At 42.2% G+C, this 26,023-nt stretch carries 22 protein-coding genes; 13 read left to right on the top strand and 9 right to left on the bottom strand.

Annotated features, from left to right (window positions below):
• Positions 1–43 precede the first annotated feature (43 nt).
• On the top strand, positions 44–952 hold the full coding sequence (locus ACEN82_RS14255; protein WP_413321727.1) for an alpha/beta hydrolase fold domain-containing protein: 909 nt from the start codon (positions 44–46) through the stop codon (positions 950–952).
• On the opposite strand, the gene ACEN82_RS14250 is transcribed toward ACEN82_RS14255, so the two are convergent.
• Complete coding sequence (locus ACEN82_RS14250; protein WP_176624071.1) at positions 930–1,562, bottom strand: hypothetical protein; 633 nt, start codon at positions 1,560–1,562, stop codon at positions 930–932. The genes ACEN82_RS14255 and ACEN82_RS14250 overlap by 23 nt on opposite strands.
• Before the next feature lie 100 nt (positions 1,563–1,662).
• Between ACEN82_RS14250 and ACEN82_RS14245 the strand changes: the two genes are divergently transcribed.
• Together ACEN82_RS14245 and ACEN82_RS14240 are read left to right on the top strand one after the other, a co-directional pair.
• Entirely contained in the window at positions 1,663–2,148 is a 486-nt protein-coding gene (locus ACEN82_RS14245; RefSeq protein ID WP_413321728.1) for a hypothetical protein, read from the top strand.
• A 2-nt stretch (positions 2,149–2,150) separates the two neighbouring features.
• Positions 2,151–2,693: a GNAT family N-acetyltransferase gene (locus tag ACEN82_RS14240; RefSeq protein WP_413321729.1), complete on the top strand. Its 543-nt coding sequence runs from the start codon at positions 2,151–2,153 to the stop codon at positions 2,691–2,693.
• A gap of 67 nt (positions 2,694–2,760) precedes the next feature.
• Here the strand turns inward: ACEN82_RS14240 and ACEN82_RS14235 are convergent, their stop codons facing one another.
• Positions 2,761–3,345 (bottom strand): fasciclin domain-containing protein, encoded by a 585-nt coding sequence (locus ACEN82_RS14235; protein ID WP_176624077.1) that lies wholly within the window; start codon positions 3,343–3,345, stop codon positions 2,761–2,763.
• Positions 3,346–3,670: 325 nt separating this feature from the next.
• Positions 3,671–4,324, bottom strand: coding sequence for a hypothetical protein (locus ACEN82_RS14230; protein ID WP_495643976.1), 654 nt, complete (start codon positions 4,322–4,324; stop codon positions 3,671–3,673).
• A 79-nt stretch (positions 4,325–4,403) separates the two neighbouring features.
• Here ACEN82_RS14230 and ACEN82_RS14225 point away from each other — a divergent pair, with 79 nt between their 5' ends.
• The 6 genes from ACEN82_RS14225 (at position 4,404) to ACEN82_RS14200 (ending at position 15,099) form a co-directional block, all read left to right on the top strand.
• Positions 4,404–5,417 carry a threonine aldolase family protein gene (locus ACEN82_RS14225; protein WP_413321731.1) on the top strand — a complete coding sequence of 338 codons (1,014 nt, stop codon included), beginning with the start codon at positions 4,404–4,406 and terminating at the stop codon, positions 5,415–5,417.
• A 207-nt stretch (positions 5,418–5,624) separates the two neighbouring features.
• A complete protein-coding gene (locus ACEN82_RS14220) occupies positions 5,625–6,227 on the top strand; it encodes an RNA polymerase sigma factor (RefSeq protein ID WP_413321732.1) in 603 nt (200 codons plus the stop codon).
• 93 nt (positions 6,228–6,320) lie between these two features.
• Positions 6,321–7,514 carry a FecR family protein gene (locus ACEN82_RS14215; RefSeq protein ID WP_413321733.1) on the top strand — a complete coding sequence of 398 codons (1,194 nt, stop codon included), beginning with the start codon at positions 6,321–6,323 and terminating at the stop codon, positions 7,512–7,514.
• Positions 7,515–7,788: 274 nt separating this feature from the next.
• Positions 7,789–11,190 carry a TonB-dependent receptor gene (locus ACEN82_RS14210; protein ID WP_090524885.1) on the top strand — a complete coding sequence of 1,134 codons (3,402 nt, stop codon included), beginning with the start codon at positions 7,789–7,791 and terminating at the stop codon, positions 11,188–11,190.
• A 25-nt stretch (positions 11,191–11,215) separates the two neighbouring features.
• Entirely contained in the window at positions 11,216–12,718 is a 1,503-nt protein-coding gene (locus ACEN82_RS14205) for a RagB/SusD family nutrient uptake outer membrane protein (protein WP_413321734.1), read from the top strand.
• 101 nt (positions 12,719–12,819) lie between these two features.
• Positions 12,820–15,099 carry a GH92 family glycosyl hydrolase gene (locus ACEN82_RS14200; protein WP_413321735.1) on the top strand — a complete coding sequence of 760 codons (2,280 nt, stop codon included), beginning with the start codon at positions 12,820–12,822 and terminating at the stop codon, positions 15,097–15,099.
• 187 nt (positions 15,100–15,286) lie between these two features.
• Here ACEN82_RS14200 and ACEN82_RS14195 read toward each other — a convergent pair whose 3' ends face one another.
• Both ACEN82_RS14195 and ACEN82_RS14190 read right to left on the bottom strand, forming a co-directional pair.
• Complete coding sequence (locus ACEN82_RS14195; protein ID WP_090524888.1) at positions 15,287–15,901, bottom strand: trimeric intracellular cation channel family protein; 615 nt, start codon at positions 15,899–15,901, stop codon at positions 15,287–15,289.
• A 55-nt stretch (positions 15,902–15,956) separates the two neighbouring features.
• On the bottom strand, positions 15,957–17,192 hold the full coding sequence (locus ACEN82_RS14190; RefSeq protein ID WP_413321736.1) for a dicarboxylate/amino acid:cation symporter: 1,236 nt from the start codon (positions 17,190–17,192) through the stop codon (positions 15,957–15,959).
• Between the two features lie 169 nt (positions 17,193–17,361).
• Here ACEN82_RS14190 and ACEN82_RS14185 point away from each other — a divergent pair, with 169 nt between their 5' ends.
• Positions 17,362–17,937 (top strand): HD domain-containing protein, encoded by a 576-nt coding sequence (locus ACEN82_RS14185; RefSeq protein WP_091167942.1) that lies wholly within the window; start codon positions 17,362–17,364, stop codon positions 17,935–17,937.
• Between the two features lie 12 nt (positions 17,938–17,949).
• On the top strand, positions 17,950–18,828 hold the full coding sequence (locus tag ACEN82_RS14180; protein WP_091167940.1) for a YitT family protein: 879 nt from the start codon (positions 17,950–17,952) through the stop codon (positions 18,826–18,828).
• 186 nt (positions 18,829–19,014) lie between these two features.
• Here ACEN82_RS14180 and ACEN82_RS14175 read toward each other — a convergent pair whose 3' ends face one another.
• From ACEN82_RS14175 to ACEN82_RS14165, 3 genes are all read right to left on the bottom strand, one after another.
• Positions 19,015–20,058 carry an adenylate/guanylate cyclase domain-containing protein gene (locus ACEN82_RS14175; RefSeq protein WP_413321738.1) on the bottom strand — a complete coding sequence of 348 codons (1,044 nt, stop codon included), beginning with the start codon at positions 20,056–20,058 and terminating at the stop codon, positions 19,015–19,017.
• Complete coding sequence (locus ACEN82_RS14170; protein WP_129568730.1) at positions 20,058–20,435, bottom strand: response regulator; 378 nt, start codon at positions 20,433–20,435, stop codon at positions 20,058–20,060. The genes ACEN82_RS14175 and ACEN82_RS14170 overlap by 1 nt, the downstream gene beginning before the upstream one ends.
• Before the next feature lie 62 nt (positions 20,436–20,497).
• Positions 20,498–21,889, bottom strand: a complete 1,392-nt coding sequence (locus ACEN82_RS14165; RefSeq protein WP_413321739.1) for a sensor histidine kinase — start codon at positions 21,887–21,889, stop codon at positions 20,498–20,500.
• A gap of 261 nt (positions 21,890–22,150) precedes the next feature.
• Between ACEN82_RS14165 and ACEN82_RS14160 the strand changes: the two genes are divergently transcribed.
• Together ACEN82_RS14160 and ACEN82_RS14155 are read left to right on the top strand one after the other, a co-directional pair.
• Entirely contained in the window at positions 22,151–23,815 is a 1,665-nt protein-coding gene (locus ACEN82_RS14160) for an ATP-binding cassette domain-containing protein (RefSeq protein WP_413321741.1), read from the top strand.
• A complete protein-coding gene (locus ACEN82_RS14155) occupies positions 23,808–24,866 on the top strand; it encodes a glycosyltransferase family 1 protein (RefSeq protein WP_413321742.1) in 1,059 nt (352 codons plus the stop codon). Before ACEN82_RS14160 ends, ACEN82_RS14155 begins: the two co-directional genes overlap by 8 nt.
• 36 nt (positions 24,867–24,902) lie before the next feature.
• Here ACEN82_RS14155 and ACEN82_RS14150 read toward each other — a convergent pair whose 3' ends face one another.
• Complete coding sequence (locus ACEN82_RS14150) at positions 24,903–26,003, bottom strand: glycosyltransferase family 4 protein (protein ID WP_413321743.1); 1,101 nt, start codon at positions 26,001–26,003, stop codon at positions 24,903–24,905.
• Between the last annotated feature and the right edge of the window lie 20 nt (positions 26,004–26,023).

The raw sequence follows: 26,023 nt of genomic DNA, 5'->3' as shown, positions 1-26,023 counted from the left end.
TGATTTTTAAGGATATGGATTATCTTTAAACAATTAACCAATTATGAAAAAGATAACCCAAAACCTGCTGATTATTTTGATCAGTGCTTTATCTGTGTCTGCTTACGCGCAAACATCAAGCCCCAAACAATCATTTTTCCCGAAGGGTACGATATTGTACGGAAATGTAAACTATGCCGGCGATACTTTAAAAAAGCATTTACTGGATATTTATCTGCCTCCAACATCAAAGGAGAGTTATCCGGTTATTATCTGGATCCACGGTGGTGCATGGATGCTGAATGATAAATATGCCGATATGGGCTATATGCAAAAAACTGTTCGGGGTTTTATTGATAATGGTTACGCTGTGGCCTCTATTGATTACCGCTGGAGCACTTCTGCACCATTTCCGGCACAGATCCAGGATTGTAACCAGGCTGTTGAATTTCTTTATCAAAACGCATCAAAATATAAACTCAACAGAGATAAGTTTGGGGTGATCGGTTTTTCGGCCGGAGGGCATTTGGCATCCTTACTGGCTTTATCCAATAACAATAATGTTAAGGAGTTTTATCCCAATGGAAACAAACCTCATTTTAAAATAAAGCTGGCGCTTGATTTTTACGGGCCGTCAAATTTCTTGTCGCTTAAAGGTACCGATGTTAATGATCCTAAGAGCCCGGTTAACCTGCTGCTTGGCGCTTATGCTATCGAACGGCCCGATCTGGCCAATATAGCCAGTCCGGTTACCTACGTTGATAAAAACGATCCGCCATTTCTCATTGTTCAGGGAGAAAAGGATGAATCGGTCAATTACACCCAATCCGTTTTGCTAAGTTCATACCTTAAACTTGCCGGTATTAAAAATGAACTTATTATTGTGCCCAATGCGCCGCACTATGGGGTGATGTTTGATGCCGAAGAGATCAGAAAAAGGGTGTTTTATTTTATGGATGAATATCTAAAGTAGTTTCCTCGCCAAAGTTTTGGTACTCTTTCATCAGTGTTTTTAAAAGGGATTGCAAGGCAAGCGCATTCCAATCGTGCATGAAATTGTAGCTTTTTTGCTGACTTTTATTTTGCTTATTATAAACCATGAAATAGGTAACATAGTTACTAAGACCTATTTCAGTATATGGTAATAAATTTTTATTATCCCAACTAATGCCGCTTTCATTAAATGCCATTCCGAAAAATTCAAAGTTTTCACCGTTTTTATGCCTATAGTAATGACTGAGGTAATGATGTACGAAATAATAGTTCCATAGGTTATTCACTATATCCCTCCAGGCCTTTCTGTAAACCTTTTTACGGAACCCATAGTAGCTGCTGAATTTTATGACGATGCTTTTTTGATGTTCGGTTTTAATCTCAATAAAATAATGCCGGCCAACAGTGAATGCATAACCTGTAATAAATTTCATTCCGTACCTAAAAGCTGCCAGTTCATTAGAATAAATAAACAGAGGGGTTTCGTTGTGCGAACTTTCAACAGCTACACCTTCTTTACTTATCACAATCTTCCTGTAAAGGTCGTTGCTTAATAGTTTAGGTATGTCAACGGTGAAAGTATCATGCATGCAACTAAAATAAGCAATGTCTGCTTATCCTTTCGATAAAAAGTTCATTACACAAACAGCTTTTTAAACAATAATTTTATGTTTGGATAAAATTTCTGCCATGTTAAAAAAAGTAAACCCGAAGAAGAAGAGTAAACTTGTCAATATCCTGTTCGCCGGGTTTATAACGGGTACACTTGATGGACTTGCAGCCATGATCCTGAACTATAAAATAAACCCTAGTGTTATTTTTAAGTTTATTGCCAGCGGCGCTTTCGGACCGGCGGCTTTTGCAGGCGGGGCTGAAATTATAGTCGCCGGGGTTGTTTTCCATTATGTGATCGCTTTTATATTCAGCGCGGCGTTTTTCCTGCTTTATCCCTTCTTTTCTAATGGTTTGCGCAATAAATATTTCGTAGCTGTTATTTACGGGATAGCTGCCTGGATCATCATGAATTTGGGTGTTGTGCCGCTGAGTAAAATAACCATGAAGCCGGGATATCATATCCCGGTAAGTACTATTCTGACCGGGATGTTAACGCTGATAATTTGCGTTGGTTTACCCGTAGTTTTCATTGCCGATAGGGAAAACCAGAAATCCAAATAGTTATGATGGGAATGCATATTTTAAATACCGACCGTTTGGGCTTGCGCGGATTACTTGAGTCGGACGCCCCGCAAATATTGGCTCTTCGCTCCAATGCCGAAGTGAACAAACACCTTGACCGTGCTGCTAACACTACTGTTGATGAGGCGCTATCATTTATTAAAAAGATAGAGGCTATAGTGGGTAATAACGAAGGCTTTTATTGGGCTATAACCTTAAAAGACCAGGATGACCTGATAGGAACCATTTGTTACTGGAACCTTAATGCTGCCAATAAAAGTGCAGAAATAGGTTATGAACTCCACCCTGATTATCAGGGGCAGGGCTTTATGCAGGAAGCCATTTCAGCGGTTCTGGCCTTTGGTTTTAATGATCAGCATTTTGAATTGATAACTGCCTGCCCGAAACAAGGGAACGAAAGTTCGGTGAAGTTATTGAAGAAAACAGGTTTTTCGCTTACGGGAGATTTTACAGATACGGAAACTGGCAGCACATATCTCGATTTTAGAATGAATAAAGCCGATTACTTAAAAGGCCTGTCATAAATGGAAAAACCCGGCTTTAATAACCGGGTTTTTCGTGGATTTAAAATTTAAACAAAGTATTTTGAGATTATGGCATCATTACACCGTTAATGCCGTGTACAACACCGTTGCTCGCTTGTGTGTCAAACGCGGTAACCAATACTGCATTGCCTTTGGCATCGGTGATCTGCAAATTGCTTTTATCATTTACAGATAAATGCAATGTTTGCCCGTCGATGGTTTTCAGGTCGGCTTTGCCTTTGCCTGCACCTAAGGCTTTAATGATATCAGTCTTGGTGTATTTACCTGCAACTACGTGATATTTCAATATCGGGGCAAATTTAGCAGGGTCTTTCATCAGGGCATCAAACTGCGCTTTGGGTAATTTACTGAAAGCTACATCATTTGGTGCAAATATGGTAAACGGGCCAGGTGCCTGCAAAGTTGGCTCAAGCTGAGCTGATTTTATTGCAAGTGCCATTGGCGCGTAGTTAGTTGAAGTTGCCATTACGCCAACCACATCGCCAGATGCGGAAGCTGTAGAAGTGGCTGCAGGAGCAGCAGTTGTTTTAGCAGTGTCCTTTTTGGTTGTATCCTGTGTTTGGGCTATTGCTTTGTTTGATAAAAAACCAATAGCTAATGAAGCAACGGCTATTAAAACTGACTTTTTCATGTTCATCTTTCTTTCTGTTTTTATTAGTGAATTAAAATGTAATGAGTAGCCGTTTATGTCGATATAAATTAATTAAAAGTTATTTATTTGGTGAATTACTATAGTTTAATAACTTTTAATTATGCTAAATGGTTTTTAATTTATTGACATTTGTGGTTAAACACGTGATGTTCAGGGGAGAAAAAGAGTGGGAGGTAGCAGATTTGAGACGCAAGATTTGAGATTAAGCGTTTGGGGAAAAGTAAATTATGCGTCCCTATAAACAGAAACGACCACCCGGATGTATCAGGTAGTCATCTATCCGTTTGCCGCTTGATAAAGAGATTTATTGCCGGGCTTTTTGCAATTCGTCAAATTTTGCAATGAGCTTATCGATACTCTTAAGATTGTATTTATGCTCATGGATCTGATCAACAAGGTCGGGTTCATCTCCCATGATATCGCTCATAATATCTTCAAAATTTTCATCGGTGAGGCGTTTCATACCTGCAGTGGTTTCACCATAATAATAGGTTGTTTTTGAACTTCCGCCCCGGCCACCGCCGCCGCCAAGGTTAATGCCGATGCCGCCGCCAATTCCGCCGCCGTAACCACCGCTTCCGTAGCCTGCTGAGATCCCCGGTGTAATACCAAAGCCACTGCCTCCCCCGCCTTTGCCGCCCTTTGCCATGAACAGTTTCACTGGCTCATCAAGCACCACTTTTACAAAGTCAGTTTCTTCCTTGGTCCACGATTCGTTTGCCGGGGCGTGTGCCACAACAAAGCTGTCCTGACCAACAACAAACGATCTTAAATCGCTGGCGCTTAATTTATATGGATTAGTTTTTTCGTTTTCCTTAAACTCAATAAAACCTTCGCCTTTTATTGGCCCTTTTCCAGAAGGATTAGCGCGGATCAGCCCGGTTTCGCGGTTGCCCTTTATATCGGTAAAGCTACCTTGTTGCCATTTTTGCGATTTTGCTGATACAAAACACAGCATGAAAAATAAAATGATTAAAATTGAGCGCATAACATGTTCAGAATACTGATACAAAGAACGCAAATTTTATAAATTTAATATGACGACTGTTGATTTACGAAGCGATACTGTAACCAAGCCAACTCCCGGTATGCTCGAAGCTATGTGGAGCGCCAAAGTAGGAGATGATGTTTTTGGAGAGGACGAAACCATAAATGCCCTCGAAGCTAAAGCCGCCGCTATGTTTGGTATGGAAGCGGCTATATTTTGCCCATCAGGTACCATGACCAACCAGATAGCAATTAAATGCTTTACCCAGCCGCTTGATGAGCTCATTGCCGATCAAACCGCACATGTTTACAGGTACGAGGGCGGGGGCATTGCTTTTAATTCGGCAGTATCAACCCGGTTGTTGAATGGTTACCGGGGCATCCTTACGCCCGAAATGATAGAGCCGGAAATCAATGCTGAAAACATCCATTACCCGCATACCAGTTTGGTGGTGCTCGAGAACACGGTTAATAAAGGCGGCGGCAGCTGCTACACGCTTGAAAATATCAAACCTATTGCCAACCTGTGCCGGGAGAAAGGTTTAAAGCTTCACCTTGATGGTGCCCGGATCTTTAACGCGCTTACGCATACCGGTGACGCTGCGGTTGGGTACGGCAGATATTTTAATGGTATTTCGGTTTGCCTGTCAAAAGGATTGGGTGCACCCGTAGGTTCGGTTTTATTAGCCGATAAGGACACTATTAAATATGCACGCCGCATCCGTAAAGTGTTGGGTGGTGGTATGCGCCAGGCGGGTTTTTTAGCTGCCGCGGGGATTTACGCGCTTGACCATCATGTTGAACGCCTGAAGATAGACCATGCCCATGCGCGTATTCTGGGTGAGGAACTGGGCCGATTGCCATGGGTAAGCGATGTAATTCCGGTTGAAACCAATATTGTTTTATTCGATACGGTTGAACCGGCTGCTGCGGTGCTTGCCAAACTTGCAGACAAGGGCATTAGGGCAAGCGATACAGATAAAAACCGGATCCGCTTTGTAACTCATTTAGATGTACATGCCGAACAGGTGGAATATACAATAGGGGTATTAAAGGGGTTGTAAATTTAGATGGCTTGCCAACACCATTGTACTGATTGACATTTATTTAATACATACTTAATAGTTAAAAAACTTTGAGAATGTGACCGTTTTGTATTTTTTCAAACATTTTTAATTTTTTTACAGTTATACGTTGGTTTCATCGATATAATTATTAATGCTGCAAATACTGCGAATTTTATAATATTTGCGGCAACCATACATTAGCCTATGTTTGAATTTACTCAATCAAATGAGAAGGAACTGCTTTTGCAAGTGGCTCAGGGTAATGAGTTTGCTTTTCGTCAATTGTTTTCTGTTTATCACCAGCGTTTAGGCGTTCATATCTTGCGTATAACCCATTCTGCTGAACTGGCTGAAGAGGTTGTACAGGATGTGTTTATGAAAATCTGGATGACCCGCGAAACGCTTACGGGAGTTGATAATTTCAAAGCTTACCTGTTTGTAATTTCAAAAAACCATGCTTTAAACTGTTTGCGCAAAGTTGCCCGCGAGCAGATGCAGCTTAAAAAGTTGGAAGAAACCTGCATTGTGCCTTTTAATGCCGAAGTTCAGGAAACAGATCATTATTATAATTTGATTGATGCGGCCATTGATCAGCTGCCGCCTCAGCAGCAAAAAGTTTACCTCATGAGCAGGCATAACCGCTTAAAGTATCATGAGATTGCCGATGAGCTCGAGCTATCCCGCGAAACCGTCAAGAAATACCTTCAAATTGCCACCTCATCCATAAAAGATTATGTGCATGAACATATGGAGGCGATAGCGTTAGTAATGGCGCTGATTCATTTTTTTATTTTTTTTAAAAAGTAATACCCCCTTTTTTAATCTCACAGGTGTCATACATATGAGATCTGCCCCAACTCACTGTAGCCAATTATACAGTTATACTGAAAAACATTTACTATGAGCGAACTTTACGCCCGGCTTGATTATTTGTTTCACACTTATTATAATGGCACTGCTACGCCAGCCGAGCGCGATGAATTATTTGAGATCATCAACTCATCGGCAACCGATGCGGAGCTTGCATCGCTCATACATCATGCCTGGGATAAGCTTGACGATCATGGGCCGCTTTTTGACCGCTCGAAAAGCGAGGATATGCTCATGCAGATTTTAAGAACTAATCCCGAACAATCTGTTGCTGCACCGGTAAAGAATAATAACCTCCCCTGGAGAAGGTTAGGGGTTGCCGCTTCACTTTTATTACTTGTTGGGTTCGGCGCTTACATTTACAGCAATCAAAAAAAGCTGGTTATTGAAAAAAAAGACATTGCCAAAATTCATCCTAAAAATGATGCTTTGCCTGGTGGCAACAAAGCAATTTTAACATTGGCCAATGGCAAAACTATTACGCTTGACAGTGCGCAAAACGGCCTGCTGGCGCAACAGGGTACCACCCGGATCAATAAAACCCGCAACGGTCAGCTGGTTTATGAAACCGGTACTAATGTTGATGCTCCGGTAATAAATACTGTTTCAACTCCGCGTGGCGGTCAATACCAGTTGGTTTTGCCGGATGGGAGCAAGGTTTGTTTAAATTCGGCATCATCATTAAGCTTTCCAACCAGGTTTACGGGCAAAATTCGTGAGGTCACCATCACCGGCGAAGCTTACTTTGAGGTTGCCAAAAATCCGCAGATGCCTTTCAGGGTTAAATCCGATAACACTACAGTTGAGGTTTTAGGTACGCATTTTAATATCATGGCCTATAATGACGAGGCCGAAATGAAAACCACATTATTAGAAGGATCAGTAAAAATAAGTAACGGCACTGCAATCGGCATTTTAAAACCCGGACAGCAGGCTGTACTCAATAAAGCAGGCAGGCTCAAAGTACTTAACGATGTTGATGTAGATGATGAAATAGCCTGGAAAGACGGCATTTTTCAATTCAGGGATGCGGGGATAGATGCCATTATGAGGCAGGCTGCCCGTTGGTATGATGTTGAGGTGGCCTACGAAGGTAAAATACCACAACGAGAATTTACAGGCCGAATCTCCCGAAACGTAAAAGCATCTCAATTAATGAATATGCTTGGTTATGCCGGGGTAAAATTTAAAATTGAGGATAAGCGCATTACCATACAACAATAGCATAATTATTATACCTACTATATTAAGCAACCAATTGTTAACAATTTAAACAACCCTATGATGGAAGAAATACCTGAGATAAGTTAGCCCGACCCTTGGGATCAAATTGGTAAAACGGTTTATCATGCGTTCAAACATGTGTATCAAATTCCAAAACCAGCATATGAAAAAACCGGGAAGTATTCGCAGTACTTTCCCGGCATAAACATCTGGGTCCCAAATTTCTACAATCGATGAATTGAAAGTTAATGTTTAACCCAAACTCTACAAACTTATGAATTTTAATTCTAAGGCCACGCCTATGGCATGGCCTCAATTACGCAAATTTATATTGGCCATGAAGCTAACTGCCTTTATTATAATTGCGGCCCTTACCAATGTGAGTGCCAAAAGTTATAGCCAGATAGTTACTTTGCACCAAAAAAACACTACCGTTGAAAAAGTACTCCGCTCAATTGAAAAACAAACAGGCTATCATTTCATGTATGATAAGCAGGATGTATCAAAGGCCGGAGCAATCAACATTGAAGTTGCAAACGTATCTATAGAGAATGCGCTTGATCAATGCTTTAAAGATCAGCCGCTTACCTACAAAATTTTTGATCAAACCATTGTTGTTAAAAAGAAGGATGAGCCTGTTGTATCCCAGGTAGCTGTTGCTCCAATTAAAGTAACGGGTACGGTAAGCGATGCCAAAGGCCCTATCCCTGGTGTTACCGTTAAGGTTAAAGGTACCAATGTTGGTGTACAAACTGATATTAATGGTAAATATACCGTCAACGCGCCTGATGCCAACGGAACATTGGTATTTACATTTATAGGATATACAACCCAAAATGTGCCTATTGGCGGCAGGAGCCAGATTGATGTTGTATTGGCAGAAGAGCCAAAAGCATTGAGCGAGGTGGTTGTGGTTGGTTACGGTACCGCAAAAAAGGTCGACCTTACCGGTTCGGTAGGTAGCGTAGGTGCAAAACAGTTGCAGGAGCGCCCGCAAACCAATCTTGAGCAGGAATTGTCTGGTAAAATTGCCGGCGTAAACGTATCAAGTAACTCAGGTGCACCGGGTGGCGCAACCAAAATCCGTATCCGTGGTTACAGCTCTATCAATACCAATACCGATCCGTTATATGTTGTGGATGGTGTGGTTTGGACAGAAGGTGGTAACGCCATTAACCCTAATGACATTGAAACTATCGACGTACTGAAAGACGCATCATCAACCGCTATTTATGGTACACGCGGTGCAAACGGTGTGATTTTGGTTACCACTAAAAGAGGTAAAAAAGGCGGTACCATTTCTTACGATGCCTATATGGCCGTAAATCATATGTTTAAGGAGATACCCGTTCTTAACTCAAAACAGTTTATGCAGATTGAGGATGTTTCTTACGCCAATATCAAAAAATATGACCCTACCGGCTGGGCTGCGGGCGACTATACCGACCGTAACCCGGTAACGCAAAGAACAGCCCTTATCGGTAAACTGTTCGATCAAAATTTAAATCCATTATATGACGTTGACTGGCAAAAAGCTACAACCCGTACTTCGGTAAGCCAAAACCACAACGTTGCATTTACCGGCGGCGCCGAAAATGTAAACTATGGCTTGTTTCTGAACTATGCTGATGACGAAGGTATTATCCTTAATAGCTACCTGAAACGTTATAATGTGCGTTTAACGGTTGATAACCAGATAAAACCATGGGTAAAAGTTGGGGCTACATTAAACTACAACTACCAGGATGGCCGCAACCAGGATCAGGGCACAGGCGGTAACAACATCCCGCGTATGTTAATTGAGATGGTGCCTTTTATTCCTGTTAGATACCCTGACGGAACCTACGGCAAACGTACTGATTATCCTAACCTTGAAGGCGGTGACAATCCGGTAGCACAAGCTAACGAAATTCAATCTCTTACCCGCAACCGTATCTTCAGCGGTAATGGTTATTTGAATTTAAATCTGTTGCCAGGTTTGGAATTCCGCAGCGTTTTGGGTGTAACTACATCTGCCAATTATAACCCGGCTTCTCAAAGCGGGCTTGTTGGCGGCCCTGTTGCAGGACAAAGCTATAGCTCGGCTTCGATAGAGGAGTTTAACAGGACGTTTTGGCAATGGCAAAACTATTTTACCTACAACAAAACCTTTAACAAGGTACATACTATAAACCTTGTTGCAGGTGCCGAACGTCAAAACTATCAGCAACTTCGTTTAAAAGGATCAACAGGTACATTGTCTGACGATTTTTATGAGTATTATAACTTATCTGCTGGTATTGTACCTAACAAACCAGAGTCTGATTATGATGCATGGCAAATGCAGTCGTTTTTTGCCAGATTGAACTATAACTACAACGAGAAATACCTGTTAACTTTAACGGGGCGCGAAGACGGCTCCTCACGCTTTGGTACTAACAAAAAGTACGGCTTTTTCCCTTCTGCGGCGTTTGCGTGGCGCGTATCTCAGGAAGATTTCTTAAAGGATAATAAAACTATATCAGATCTGAAATTGAGACTGAGCTATGGGTTAACCGGTAATTCCGAAATTGGTGAATATCGCTCACTCGCAAATATTAATACAGTTGGCTACGCCTTTGGCGGCAACAGTGCGGTAGGTACTACGCAAACCTCGATAGGTAACGAGGATCTGCAATGGGAAAAAACCGCGGAGTATGATTTAGGCTTTTCATTGGGCTTGTTTAACAATCGTTTAAACATTGAAGCAGATGCTTATCTGAAAAAGACAAAAGCATTGCTTTTAAATGCACCGCTGCCAGAAACAAGCGGCTTTCAAACCGTATATAAAAATATAGGTAAGCTGCAAAACAAAGGTCTCGAGTTCACGATCAATGCTACTCCTATAAAAACACAGGATTTCACCTGGAACTCAACCTTTAATATTTCATTCCTGAAAAACAAGATCCTGCAGTTAGGTGCATCTAATGATGATATCTTCCTTGCTCCAACCTTCCTTTCGCAATTTAACCTGATGCGGGTTGGTCTTCCGGCCGGTAGTTTTTATGGTTACAAAGTGCTTGGAACCTGGGGAACTGCTGAGGCGACCGAAGCTGCTAAATATGGCTTGTTACCAGGCGACCTGAAAATACAGGATACCAATGGCGATGGCAAAGTTAGCGCTGACGATAAAGTGGTATTAGGTAAATCAATACCTGATGGTTATGGTACTTTCAGCAACAACTTCCGCTACAAAAACGTTGACCTGGGTGTTGATCTGCAATTTAATTACGGTAATCAGATCATGAACCTTACCCGCCACTCGGGCCAGGACCGCACTGGTCAGGCAAACAGCTATGCTACCGTACTTAACGCCTGGACACCGACTAACCAAAACACCAGCATTGCCGAAAGCAGGCCCGCTTATGTACGTTATCAAACCGAGATTTATTCAACCAAAGTTGAAAGCGGTAATTTTATTCGCGGCAGGGCGGTAACACTTGGTTATACTTTTAATGACAATATTCTTAAAAAGTTAAAGTTAAGCCGTTTAAGGGTTTATGCGCAGGCACAAAATCTGTTCCTGATAACCAAATACACAGGTTATGATCCAGAGGTATCAACATACAATGCCTCAAGCAACTTCACCCAGGGTATCCAGTTTTATGATTATCCAAAACCACGTACTTTCCTGTTAGGTGTTAATGTTAGTCTTTAATTAAAAAATGTTAAAACATCATATTATGAAATTTAACTTTAAAAAATACAGGGTAGGTGGTTTGTTACTTATCCTTGCTGCTGCTACAGGCAGTGGTTGCAAGAAATATCTTGATGAAAAAAATAAGAGCAACTTTGTTAAGGATAATTATTTTGTCAGCTCAAACCAGGCTTTAACCTTTGTAAACGGTTTGTACAACGTAATGTATTTTTTTCAAAATGGAGATGCTTATGGTGAAAGCCCTTTTATTACATTGGAGTTGTTTGCCGGCCATGCCACTTCGTTAGGACAGAGCGTAAACAATGGTAACGTAATCCATCAGCGTACCGATGCAGTTAATCCTGGTTTTGAAACAGTATGGTACAACTGCTACAAGGGGATTGCCAATGCAAATCTTGCCATTGAAAAGATCCCTGGCATATCACCTATGGATGATGGATTAAAAAAGAAACTGATAGGTGAAGCTTACTTTTTCAGGGCATTTTATTACTACCACCTGGTGCGTTTATATGGCGATGTTCCGCTGATTACCGCGTCGCAAACAGTAAGCAGCCCTGATCTGTATCCTTCACGTACACCTGTGGCCGATGTTTATAAACAAATCATCAGCGATTTACAGGCGGCCGAAGAATCAGGTATGCCGAATACTGATGCAAGCGGTCGCGTTTCATTGGGGGCTGTTAAAACCTTATTGGCCAGCGTTTATTTAACAACAGCAGGCTTCCCGCTAAAACAAACCGAAAACTATGCTAAGGCAGCATCAGAAATTGAGCCTGTTTTAGGCTGGTATTCTTTGTTTCCTGATTATGCATTCCTGCATGATAATGCGCACAAAAATCAGCAGGAATTAATATTCCAGATTAATTACCTGGTAGGCACTCAGACTAATGCTATCCCTCAGTTAACTATTCCGTTTAACCTGTTGGTTGGTGCATATGGAGATCACCTTGGCGCTATGATCCCTACCAATCAGTTTGTGGCAAGTTATGAGGCGGGCGACCTGCGTACACAGGAGCGCCAGTTTTATTTCTCAAGCTATCCTCAATACGGTAACCCAGGCAACATCATTCAGTTTGGCGAACATGCACTTTATAAATATTTCCATGTTGAAAGTGCTGCTCAAAGCGGTCGAAGTGATGAGAACTGGACTTTATTGCGTTTGCCCGAAGCTCAGTTGATCTATGCTGAAGCAACTAATGAGATGAGCGGGCCAACTGCTGAAGCTTATGCCGCTGTTAATGCTATCCGTGCACGAGCTAAACTTGCGCCATTGAGTAATTTAACCAAAGATACCTTCCGCCAGGCAATCTGGAGGGAGCGGTACCATGAACTCGCTTATGAAAATAAGGCATACTTTGATATGCAGCGTACCCATATGGCCTACCTGCCGCAATCAAACACTTTTGCCGACCCTACCGCTTCGCAAACAGAGCAGGGCGTAACCTTTAAAACTCAATATTACCTGTGGCCTATACCACAGCGTGAAATCAGCACTAACAGTAAATTAACCCAAAATCCGGGTTGGTAATTGTATAATGCAAATAATACACTTAAAAGACTGGCTATATCAAGCCAGTCTTTTATATTTACGGCTGGTAAAACGTTTCATCAAAATCAAATATTTAAACAATGAAAAAAGCCCTGGTACTTATCACATCAGTGTTGTTGGCGTCCGGTACTTTTGCTCAGCAGGTAAATAAGGTTACCGATCCTGTTGAATACATCAATCCGTTGATGGGTACCGACTCGCACTACGACCTTTCAAATGGTAACACTTATCCCGCTATTGCCCTTCCCTGGGGGATGAATTTCTGGACACCGCAAACCGGTGTTATGGGCGACGGATGGGCGTATACTTACGATGCGCACAAGATCCGCGGTTTTAAACAAACCCACCAGCCATCACCATGGATGAACGACTACGGGCAGTTTGCCATTATGCCGGTTACCAAACATGCAGTAGTAGGCCAAAATAAAAGGGCAAGCTGGTTTTCACACAAAGCCGAAACTGCCAAACCATACTATTACAGTGTGTACCTGGCCGATCATGATGTAACTACCGAAATTACTCCAACTGAGCGTTCGGCACAGTTCAGGTTTACTTATCCTAAAACTGATAGCTCCTTTATCGTTATTGACGCACTGAACAAAGGCTCATACGTAAAGATCATGCCCGATCAAAAGAAGATTGTAGGCTATTCAACCAAATATGCGCGCGGCCCGCTTAAAAACTTTAAAAACTATTTTGTTATTTATGTGGATAAGCCAATCACCTATGCACATACTTTCAGCGATACTACGCAAGCTGATGGCCTGGAGCTAAAAGCTGAACATGCAAGCGCTCTGATAGGTTTTAAAACTACGCAAGGCGAAAAGGTTCATTTGCGCGTAGCTTCATCATTCATCAGCATTGAACAGGCCGAGTTGAACCTGGAGCGTGAGCAGGGTAAAGACAGCTTTGATGTAACTTGTCAAAAGGCAAAAGCTGTTTGGAACAAAACCCTAAACCACCTGCAGGTTGAAGGCGGCTCTGTTGATCAGATGCGTACCTTTTACTCATGCTTTTACCGCATGGTATTTTTCCCGAACAAATTGTATGAGATAGATAAGGATAACAAGATTGTACACTATAGCGCATCGACAGGTAAAGTATTCCCGGGTTATAAATTTGCCGGTACCGGCTTTTGGGATACCTTCCGGGCGCTATATCCCTTCCTGAACCTGGTTTATCCTTCCATCAATAAAGAAATGCAGGAAGGCCTCATCAATGATTATAAAGAAGGTGGCTGGTTGCCTGAGTGGTCGAGCCCGGGGTATTCTGCGGTGATGATCGGTAATAATTCGGCTTCGGTGGTTTCTGAAGCTTATTTGAAAGGTTTACGCGGGTATGATATCAGTACTTTGTGGGAAGCTTTGGTGCACGGCGCAAATAATGCCGGTCCGCAGGCTACCGGCAGAGAGGGAGTGGAGTACTATAATAAATTGGGTTACGTGCCTTATGATGTTAAGATTAATGAAAACGCAGCCCGTACTTTAGAGTATGCATATGATGATTTTGCGATTTATAAATTAGGCAAGGCACTGGGCAAACCCGAATCGGAGATAGGCATTTATAAAAAACGTGCCATGAACTATAAAAACCTGTTCGACCCGGAAACAAAACTGATGCGCGGTAAAAACCAGGATGGTACTTTTGAAAAACCATTCAGTCCGTTTAAATGGGGCGATGCATTTACCGAGGGTAACAGCTGGCATTACAGTTGGAGCGTTTTCCAGGATATGCAGGGCCTGATTGACCTGATGGGCGGCAGGCAGAAATTTATCGCCAAACTGGATTCGGTATTTACCATGCCTCCGGTATTTGACGATAGCTATTATGGCGAAACCATTCACGAGATCCGTGAAATGCAGATCATGAATATGGGGCAATACGCCCACGGCAACCAGCCTATTCAACATATGATTTACTTGTACAATTATGCAGGTGAACCATGGAAAACCCAGTTCCATGTGCGTGATGCTATGGAGAAGTTATACAAAGCTACTCCGGATGGTTATTGTGGCGATGAGGACAACGGTCAAACATCGGCCTGGTATGTGTTCTCGGCTATGGGCTTTTACCCGGTAACTCCGGCCAGTGATCAGTACGTTTTGGGTACACCACTGTTTAAGAAAATTACGCTAAACCTTGAGAACGGTAAAAAGGTAGTGATCAATGCAGCTAACAACAGTCCGGCTAATAAATATATCAATACGTTAAACGTTAACGGCAAGCCATATGATTTAACCTGGTTAAGCCATTCGGAACTTAAAAAAGGAGCGGTACTTAACTTTAATATGGCTCCTCAGCCTAATAAGGCAAGAGGCGTGAAGGTAAGTGATGTTCCATATTCGTTGAGTACGGAGTAGCCCCCTAACCCCTGAAGGGGGAACAATGGTGGATATTTTAATAACAACCAAGGCGAGGTAAATCCTCGCCTTGGTTGTTAAACGGCTACTGCCGCGGGCTTTCAGCCCGTGGTGAACCATCGTGTCAGCTTTCAGCTGAGGTAAAAACAAAATCCGAAATCGAAAATCCCAATTCCGAAATCAAGAATTAATGCCATTCTTCCCGGTACACAAATTTGGGCATTTGCCAGTTATATTTAATAGAAAGTAAACGTAATGCAAGGCCAATAATACAAGCTATTACAATTGCCACTCCATTGGGGGCACCCATATGTTCGAGACCTAAATAGCATGCCCCAGTTACAATGGATGCACTGGCGTAAACCTCCTTACGGAACAGCAAAGGTACTTCATTACACAAAACATCGCGAAGCACACCACCTGCACAGCCAGTTATCATGCCGCTTAGCAAAATGATAAGCCATGGCAGATCAATCTGCTCAGCTATCTGGCAGCCTATAATAGTAAATACTACCAATCCCAAAGCATCCAGGTAAAGAAACAGCGTTTTCATTTTGGTCATGAGGCGTGCGATGATGGCGGCCAATATCGCTGCTGCTGCGGTAATCACTAAATATTCGGGATGTTCGACCCAGCTCATGGGGTAATGATTAAACAATATGTTGCGAACGGTGCCGCCGCCTAAAGCTGTAACCCAGGCTATGATACAAACACCAACCCAATCCATATCCCGGCGCCCGGCTGATAATGCCGCTGTCATTGCTTCGGCAATAATGGCTATAATGTAGAGAATGTGAAGCATACAGGTAGTGAAGGGTTTATTTATACGCCAATATAATAAACCTTTATTGAATATGCTATAGTTCTCCCTTAGCGGGGGGCGGTTTCATCCAGTCCTTTCCTTCCGTAAAGCGGGCTACCAGCATGGCAGCAGCCGTATCGCCGGTTGCATTCAACAATGTGGCCATTGGGTCAACCAGCGTACCAATAATAATGGCAGGAGGGAGCGCTTCGGGCGGAAAACCATAGGCCGAAATAAAAAGCAGCTCACCAATATAACCGCCATTGGGTATACCGCCTTCAACCAGGCTTACTAAAACTGTCATAGCAAGGGCTATGATTATAGTTTCAGCGTTGTCAAAGCTTTTACCAAACAGCGCGAAAACTACAGCCATTTTTACTATTGACGAAATGCTTGAACCATCTTTGTGCAAAGTGCCACCAAGCGGAATGGTAATATTGGCAATAGCATCAGAGATGCCCATTTTTTTTGCGGCATCCAAATTTGCCGGGATGGTGGCGATGCTGCTGCACGTACCTACTGCTGTAGCTGATGGGATAATGTTGTTTTTCCAGTATCGCTTAACTGCACCAATGCCGCCGGCAATAAAGGCGTACATGCTAAATATCGCCAAATAATAAAACGCACCAACGCCGTAATATAAAGCCATAGAACGCGCGTAACCGCCAAACAACTGCGGACCGAACACACCAACCTGGTAAGCAAAATAAGCACCCAAACCAATTGGGCCAATCCTCATAATGAGGCTGAATATATTTTTGAACACCTCATTGCCGCTGTGTAAAAAAGCTGCAAATGCTTTGCCTTTTTCGCCTGCATGCAGTGTAGCAAAGCCGGTGATCACGGCAAAAATGATCATGGCCAGCATGCTTTTGCGGGATAACAGCTGGTAAAATTCGCTCGTGGTAAAGAGGCTGGTTAGCTGATCGCCAAAAGGTTTTTTAGTGATGGTTTCGGTAATTGGGCTGGCCACGAGGTGCTGATGGATTGGGAAGATCCAGATGGCTATAATGGTAACCATAGCAGCTACTAAAACAGTCGACACAAATACCAGCGAAGTAACGCCTAATAATTTGCCCAGTTTTTGCGAACTATCCAATGCTGCAATAGCCGATGCTATGGCAAAGAAAACCAGCGGCACAACGGCAGTGAACAGCAGGTTCAGGAAAATATCACCAACAGGTTTAATCACTTCAACTTTATTCCCTAAAACTGCCCCGGCGATACTTCCAATAATAATGCCTGTTAGTAATAAGATAATGCCTTTATAGTTTTTAAACCAGCTGTTCATTGTGCTAAGATAATTGTTTAACCTCTGTTTTATTGTAGAGACAATTGCCGCTTTAAATATTTATTTCGATCATGCAATGATGACCTGTACGAGGGAGACGCAATTATGCGTCCTTGTGCGTATTCGTATATTTCTTAAATTAATATATTAGCGCCATTATAAATACTGAATGCAGGTAGAACAAGCCGGGGGCTTTATCCTCGACAAAATAAAGAAAGAGCTCCCCAAACATTTTCATTACCATAATGCTGATCATGCGCTTGATGTTTATACTGCTGCAAAACAAATTGCGGCGGGTGAGGGGATAATCGGAGACGAATTGGAGCTATTACTTACGGCCGCTTACTATCATGATTCAGGCTTTTTGTTCGGGCAAGTCAATCATGAGGCTGGTTCATGCAAAAATGCGAGGCAACATCTGCCTGATTTTGGTTATACAAGTGATGAAATTGAGCAGGTTTGCGATATTATTATGGCAACCAAAATGCCGCAAAACCCTCACAATCATTTAGGCCAGATAATTTGTGATGCTGATTTAGATTATTTGGGCCGAAATGATTTTTTTATCCTTAGTAAAAGGTTATTTTCGGAACTCGTAATTACAGATCACCTTGAATCGGAATTGGAGTGGGACAGGCAGCAGGTGAAATTCCTGCAAAGCCATCATTACTTCACCCAAACGGCGCTCAGGCTCAGGGCTGAAGGTAAAAACGAGCATTTGAAAATTATCACAAAAAAAATTTAAATACTGCTATTAATGACACAACCGGGTTTAAAAATTGAAGAAATTTTAAAAGACGTAGTCACAGTAATTATCGGCATTTTATTCTGTGGGTTCGCCCTAAAAGGTTTTTTAGTACCTAACAGCTTTTTTGATGGCGGGGTAACCGGTATCTCATTGCTAATTCATGAGCTTTATCATTTCAACATAGCCTATGTAATAATTATAGCCAACATCCCTTTTATTATAATGGGGATGTTCCAGGTTAATAAGTCATTTGCGCTAAAAACGCTTGCCTGTGTAATTGGACTTGGCTTATGTTTACAATTTATAGAATACCCAGTAATAACCCAGGACAAGCTATTGGTGTCTATTTTTGGTGGCGTGTTTATGGGCCTGGGTGTGGGGTTATCGATAAGAGGAGGCTGCGCATTGGATGGTATCGAGATATTAGCTTTATACACATTAAAACGCAGCAGTTTTACCATCAGTGAGATTATTTTAGGTATTAATATTATCATCTTCCTGATAGCCGCAGTTGAGTTGGGTTTGCCTACGGCGTTGTACTCCATTTTAACCTATTATACGGCATCGCGCACCATTACTTTTGTTATTGATGGTTTGGAAGAATATACGGCGGTAAATATCATCTCTGGTCAAAGCGAAATAATTAAAGAACGACTTGTGATGGAACTCGGTCGCGGGATCACCATTTACAAAGGTGAGCGTGGCTTTATGAAGGAGAGTTTTGACGTTCATCAACCGGTTGATATCATCTTCACTGTGGTAACCCGTTTGGAAGTTCGCAGATTAAAAAACCTGGTTCATAGTATTGACCCTAAGGCCTTTGTTTTTACAAACAGTATCAAAGAAGCCGCGGGCGGGGTGTTGAAGAAAAAGGTGAGGGATCATTAGTGAGAAGTCTTAAGTTCTAAGTCTTAAATTCTCTTTTCTTTCTTGCGTTCATCTCTTTCTTGCGCTCATCTGTGATGAGTGCTTAACATGGGTTTGCGTTTATAACGCACGGGCGATACAATCGCCGAACTACTTTAAGCGCTCGTTAAAAACGAGCGCAAGTTTGAAAATGGCATATTTCAAAGTTTAATCAATCACCTCGTAAATCTCAACAGGCTTTAATTTATTCTTCAAACTTACTTCGCCAATTTTAGTAAGGGCGAAAGAGCCTTTTGCCTGCTCATAAACATTGGCGCTTACAATGATCTGGTTGGCTTGTGCTACTGTTTGCAGGCGCTGGGCCAGGTTAACAGCATCGCCTATTACAGTATAATCCAATCGTTTTAAGGTAGCCGAACCGATATTACCCGAGATCATCTCGCCCGAATTAATGCCAATTGAAACGGAAGGCTTAAAAGTTTTGTCACCCGCCTGGATTTCATCAGCCCCGTGCATTTTATCACGAACAGCAAGGGCTGCATCAATAGCCCGGTCCAGGTGATATTCGCCGCGGAAAACGGCCATAACGGCATCACCCATAAACTTATCTATGTGGCCATTTTGAGCAATGATTTCCTGTACCATTACATCAAAGTACTTATTGATCATGCCTACAACAGTGTTGGCTGCAACATGTTCGGTGATGGCCGTAAAGCCGCAAATGTCGATAAAGAGCACTGTTGCCTCTATGGTTTCATTGCTTAAAAGGCTGTTCTCAAACTCCTTATGGGTCATGAAGTTGAGTACGTTCTCATCCACATACATGCGCAGGATGTTGTTTTCCTTAATGGCCTGCATGGTTTTTTTGAGTTCGATTACATGTTGCAGCGTTTTCTCAATGGTAATATCGAGATCTTCGAAGTTTACCGGCTTACAAACAAAATCAAATGCGCCGCGGTTCATGGCCGTGCGGATATTATCCATATCACTATACGCAGAAACCATCACTGCTTTTAATATAGGATTAGCATCGGGCAGTTTGGTAAGCAGGGTTAGTCCATCCATTTCAGGCATATTGATGTCGCTTAAAACTACATCAATATCGGGGTGGGAGGCCAGTTGAGTTAACGCTTCAAAACCATTTTGGGCAAATACAAATTCATACACGCCTTCCCGTATCTTTTTCCTGAATTTTTGCCTGATCAGTAATTCCAGGTCCTGCTCGTCATCTACTACCAGTATCTTGGCCATTATTGTTCTAAGTGTTTAAGTTTGTCTTTTAAGTTGCTAAAATCAAGCGGCTTGGTTAAAAAGTCGTCGGCACCAAGCTCCATTGATTGTTTGTAGTTTTCGTCATCGCCATAAGCGGTGATCATCATTACCACCGGTGGTGGTTTTTCATAGTTGTGCCTTATGTTACGTAATAGCTCCAAACCACTCATGCCCGGCATATTAATGTCAGATAAGATCAGGATCACCTGCGAATGATGATCTTCTAAAAAATGAAGAGCCTCTTCTCCCGACAGTGCAAAGTTGAACTCTACTTCGCCGCTTTTAATCTCTTTTCTGAAACGTTGTAAAAACAAGGGTTGAACATCCGCCTCGTCATCAACAACAAGTATTTTCATAGTACTTCAAAGTTATATTTTTGTGTGGTGTTATTTTGATTAAACGCAAAAATTACCCGTGTTTAACTTTGGGCAACATTACCAACAGGTATGCAAATTACAAACCGTGCAAATTCGCCTTCGGCGGTTTCAACCTTTAGTTCGCCACCGTGCCCTTTGGTGATAATATCATAGCTCATGGAAAGGCCAAGCCCGGTGCCCTGCCCGGTAGGTTTGGTGGTAAAAAACGGCTGGTAAATTTTATCCAGCACTTTTTGCGGAATTCCAGTGCCATTATCTTCCACCGTAATTTGCACCATATTAACACCCGATGGCGATTTTACCTTTTTGGTATTAACTGTTACGGTTGGTTCGTACCCTTCTCCCAAAATCCGTTTCTTTTCGGTTACCGAGTAAAACGAATTGTTAAACAGGTTAAGCAGTACGCGGCCCAAATCCTGCGGAATAGCTTCTATTTTACCCAGATCAGGATCAAAACTGGTTTTCATGCCTGCATTAAATGATTTATCCTTGGCACGCAGACCGTGATAGCTCAGCCGGAGGTATTCATCTGCAAGCGCATTGATATCTGTGGGCTCCTTTTTACCGGTTGTAGCACGCGAATGCTGCAGCATGCCTTTAACAATGGCATCAGCACGTTTGCCGTGCTGGTTTATTTTGCTCAGGTTTTGGGTAATGTCGTTAATGATATCGCCCGCATCTTCCTTCACATCGTCAGGCAGTTTATCAAGTACTTCGTCCTTTAGTTCCTCAAGCAGTTCAATGCTTACTTCGCTAAAGTTGTTCACAAAGTTCAGCGGGTTCTGAATTTCATGCGCAATACCGGCGGTGAGTTCACCCAGTGAGGCCATTTTTTCCGATTGGATTAGCTGTGCCTGAGTGCTTTTAAGTTCGGACAGGGCTTGCTGTAATTCTTCTGTTTGGCGAGTAAGCTCGGCTGTGCGCTCACGAACTTCGCTTTCAAGGTTTACCTTCATGGCGGCCATCATACGGTTTTGCTCCTGTTCGGCAAAGCGTTGTTTGCGTTCGTTTTCAAGTGCTTTGGTTTGTTTTCGACTGATAAGCCAAAGCGAAAATGCCCAGATAAGCGAAAACATTACCAGGCTTTGTATCAGGTTATCGTGGTTCTCGTAAAAATTAGGGAACCATTTTTCTAATACATCTTGTATTAAACCGGCAATTGCATAAGGAATCAGTGCGAAGGCAAGTTGTTTACCCGATTTCAGGTCTTCGATATAATAGGGGGATATGACAACCCCTAAAAAGAACAGATGTGATATTATCGTGGTCAGCCTTTCTCCATGATCAAAACTTACACCGAATATGAAGATTGCTATAGCAATATAATAGCCTATGTTAAGGTATTTGTTCCATTTGGTTAGCAGCCCGTCATTCTTCAGGTGCCTTCTGTATTGGGTAATCACGAATACGGCAAGGAAAGGTTCTAAACTCATGAAGCTGGTTTTATGTATTTTTAATAAATCCGAAGCCGAAATTTAACAATTTTATGGAGAATATTAAATTGCGCCTGATTAAAGATATTTAATAAGCAATATAACAGAGGCTGGTTTTCCATTTGCCGAAGTGTTAATCTATCTATAATCAAATAGATACCACCAATTCATTATCTGTATTTTACAAAGCAACCATCAAACCGTAGATAACGTAACTGATAGCAAAGCCAGTAATGGATCTGGTTTGTTGTTATTATTGTTTTGAAGCAAATTTTAAAAAGTATTCTGCTCATCCTTAATCAATCTGAAAAACGGACACTTATCAGGTTAATTATTGTCGATATTGTTATCGCCATGCTGGATGTTGCTTTTTTAGGCTTGCTGTTATTGATAGTTAATTTTTATACACAGCGAGAGCCGGGGAATAATTATAGTTTTTTACCGGCCGGCTTTGCCAATAATAAATCATTGTGGCTTATCGGTATTTTTCTGGTGCTTTTTGCGATAAAAAACTGTATTGGTTTCTTTGCGCAAAATGCGCAACAACATTTTTTTTACAAGGTGGCTTCAAGGCTGTCCGAACGTAATATCAGGAATTACCTTGATGCAGATTTTGACCAGTTTATTCACGTTGATTCATCTATCCACACCCGGCGAATCAGCCAGGAGCCGATTGAATTTAGTCATTACATCCTCACCAATTTTCAGCAAATAATATCTCAAACTGTATTGATCCTTTTTACTATTGGGGCTATTATGTTCTATCACCCTGCCTTGTTTGTTTTGTTGTTTGTGTTGCTGCTGCCGCCTGTCGCGGCTTTGGGTTGGTTCATTAAAACCAGGCTAAAATTTATCAGGGGGCAGATCAAAACTGTGAGCGAAAAAACGCTTCAGCATTTAAACGAATCCTTATCAGGTTACGTGGAGAGTAATATTTATCAAAAAAATGATTTCTTTAGTCGTCGGTTTTTTAGCTACCAACAGCAGCTTAATCAAAATATAGCTTCACAGCAAACCTGGCAAAACCTGCCTTCACGGTTGATGGAAGTATTTGCCGTTCTGGGTTTTTTTATTCTCATCGCTGTAAATAAATTAACGGGCGATACTCCGGTGGTTAGTATCCTGACCATCGGTATTTTTGTGGCGGCAGCATATAAGATCATCCCCGGTATTGTAAGAATCCTGAACAGCAGCGGGCAAATGAAGACCTATGAATTTATCCTGGCCGATTTGATCATTGAAGAAGATAATAAACCACTGGTTAAGGAAGTTGTTGACGAACAGATTTGGTCATTGAAATTTGAAAAAGTAAGTTTCAGTTATCCGGACAAAACTATTTTGGATGAGCTTTACTTTGAGATAGCTCCCGGTGATATTATGGGCATTTCGGGGAACTCAGGAAGGGGGAAAACTACTATCATTAACCTGTTAACCGGTTTTTTGGAGCCTGCCGAAGGGTGCATTTATATCAACAATAAAATTGTCGCTGCGCCAATACGCCGGCTTTACCGTAAAAACATCTCACTGGTTAAACAACAACCGTTTTTTATATATGATACTATCCTAAAGAACATCATACTTGACGATAAAACTGCCGATGAGCAAAAGCTGACCAGTGTACTGGAGTTTTGCGGCTTAGATAAGCTGGTTGCGGAGTACCCAGAAGGCACAGCTAAGGTTATTACCGAAAACGGTAAAAACATCAGCGGCGGTCAGCGCCAAAGGATCATGCTGGCCCGGGCGCTTTATCATAATCATGATCTGTTAATTTTAGATGAGCCGTTCAGCGAAATGGATGCGGATGCGGAAAATGAATTGTTAACCAAATTGCAACAACTGGCCCGACAGGGAAAAATGATCATCCTGATTACCCATAACAAGGCCAGCCTGGTTATTTGTAATAAAGTGATCTCGCCCAATGGATAATCGTAAAAAAGCATTGCTTATCCTGAGCCCTGGTTTCCCCGAAAGCGAAGCCGATACTACCTGTTTACCGCCTCAACAGGTTTTTGTACGGGCGTTGAAGGCCGAAAATCCGGAACTGCATATCCTTGTGCTAAGTTTTCAATATCCCTTTTTCGCTGTCGAATATGATTGGCATGATGTACGGGTGATCAGTTTTGGAGGAAGAAGCCGTGGTAAATTATTCAGGCTGAATACCTGGCTAAAAGTATGGCGAGCTTTAGGGCTTTTAAACAAAGAATATCAAATAATGGGCTTATTAAGCTTTTGGCTTGGCGAATGTGCTTTGGTTGGTCATTATTTTGCCTGGATAAAAAATATTAAGCACCGTTGCTGGATGCTGGGGCAGGATGCTAAAGCCGGGAACAAATATGCTAAGTGGATAAAGCCAAAAGGAGAGGAGCTGATAGCGCTGTCGGATTTTATTGTGCGGGAGTTCATCAAAAACTACCATGTAAAACCACTGAATGTTATCCCTGTGGGAATAGATATTTCATTATTTGGTGATTTATCTGCCGGAAAAGACATTGATATTTTAGGGGCAGGGTCACTTATTTCCTTGAAACGGTTTCACCTGTTTGTAGAAACTGTTGCCATGCTGAAGCAGTATTACCCGGATATAAAAACGGTAATATGCGGCGACGGCCCTGAAAAGGAAAAATTAATAAAACAGATTAAATCAAAGCAACTTGAAAGTAACATAACCCTTGCAGGCGAACTACCGCATCAGGAAGTGCTTAAAATGATGCAGCGCTCAAGGGTGTTATTTCACCCTTCGGAATATGAAGGCTTCGGCGCCGTTTGCCTTGAAGCGCTGTATGCGGGAGCCGAAGTGGTAAGTTTTGTTAAGCCGATGGATAATGATATTACCAACTGGTTTATTGTAAATAATATGGAAGAAGCCGGGCAAACTATCCGTTGGGTTTTGGATAAACCGGATTCGGGGAAGAAAAATGTATTGGTTTATGAGATCAGGGATAATGTAAGGAAGATGATGGGAGTGTTTGAGCAGTAGGTTTTATCCGCAGCGGGTGATTGCAAGAGCAAGCATTCAAAGGCTTTGCACTATGCTCTCAACCCTCTCGGCAATAGCCTCAAACGATAAGTTTTGCTTATAATATTCAATGCATAATCTCCGCTTTTCTGCAACATTCATCTGTGTAGTTTGCAGGAGCGCATCAAGCAATGCAGCTTCATTTCCCGGTTCATACAACACGCCACATTCCCCGTTGTTAGTGATCATTCTGAACGAAAGGATATCTGTAACCAGCGGTACGCATCCGCATGACATGGCTTCGCAAATAGCGGTGCCGCTGCCTTCATAATGTGAGCCGGAGAGAATGAAATCGGCACTGTTGTACCAGTACAATAAATCGGCGTGTGGTACTTCGCCAATTAATTCAACGGCTTCTATATTTGGTGATGAGTTTAATAAATCGTTGATCTTCGGCAGTAACTCTTCGGTATGGTAGATCATAAAGAGCTTTGCCCCGGGCGAACTTTCGGCGAATTTCAAAAAGGCTCTCACCACGTTTAACGGATCTTTATTTTCGTTTAAACGGCCTACCCATAAAAACACCGGGTTGCCTTGTGCGCCCGTTTGAGAGTTGGCTTCCAGGCGGCTTATAGGATAAAAAACAGAGGAAACTTCCATTACCTCATGTATTTTACCGGGCGATTTGAGGTTGCCGGCGGCAATCCATTCCATCCCCATATCATGCGATGCAAACAAGTTGGCGTTAACCAACCGGTCGGCTGCCCGCTGAAGTAGTTTTTTTAAACCTGTGAAAGGTTTTTCGGCATGATTTTGTACAATGACCTTTACTTTGCGGCCAAGCATAAGCCGTAGCTGGATAACCTGCAAGGGGAAAAGCAAACCATGTACTATTACCACGTCGGGTTTCAGGCTTTTAATATACAAATGCAAAGCCCATGGAAAATATTTGAGCGCCGCTTTTGGGTATCTTCTGAAATGGTAGTTAACGCCGTTTTGTGTCAGTTCACCTTCGTAACTGATTTGTTCAATGCTGATCACCTCGTTGCTTTTGGCCAGGGCATCTAATATGCCGGTATACATGTTAATGCGCTTTAACCAGGCCTGTGGCTGGTTAAACTCTTTGGTGTACACATAACTGGCTAAAACGTATCTCATTTAAAAAGTATCAATGGTGG

The sequence above is a fragment of the Mucilaginibacter sp. Mucisp73 genome (assembly GCF_059491465.1).
This window is presented reverse-complemented; position numbering and strand designations above follow the sequence as displayed.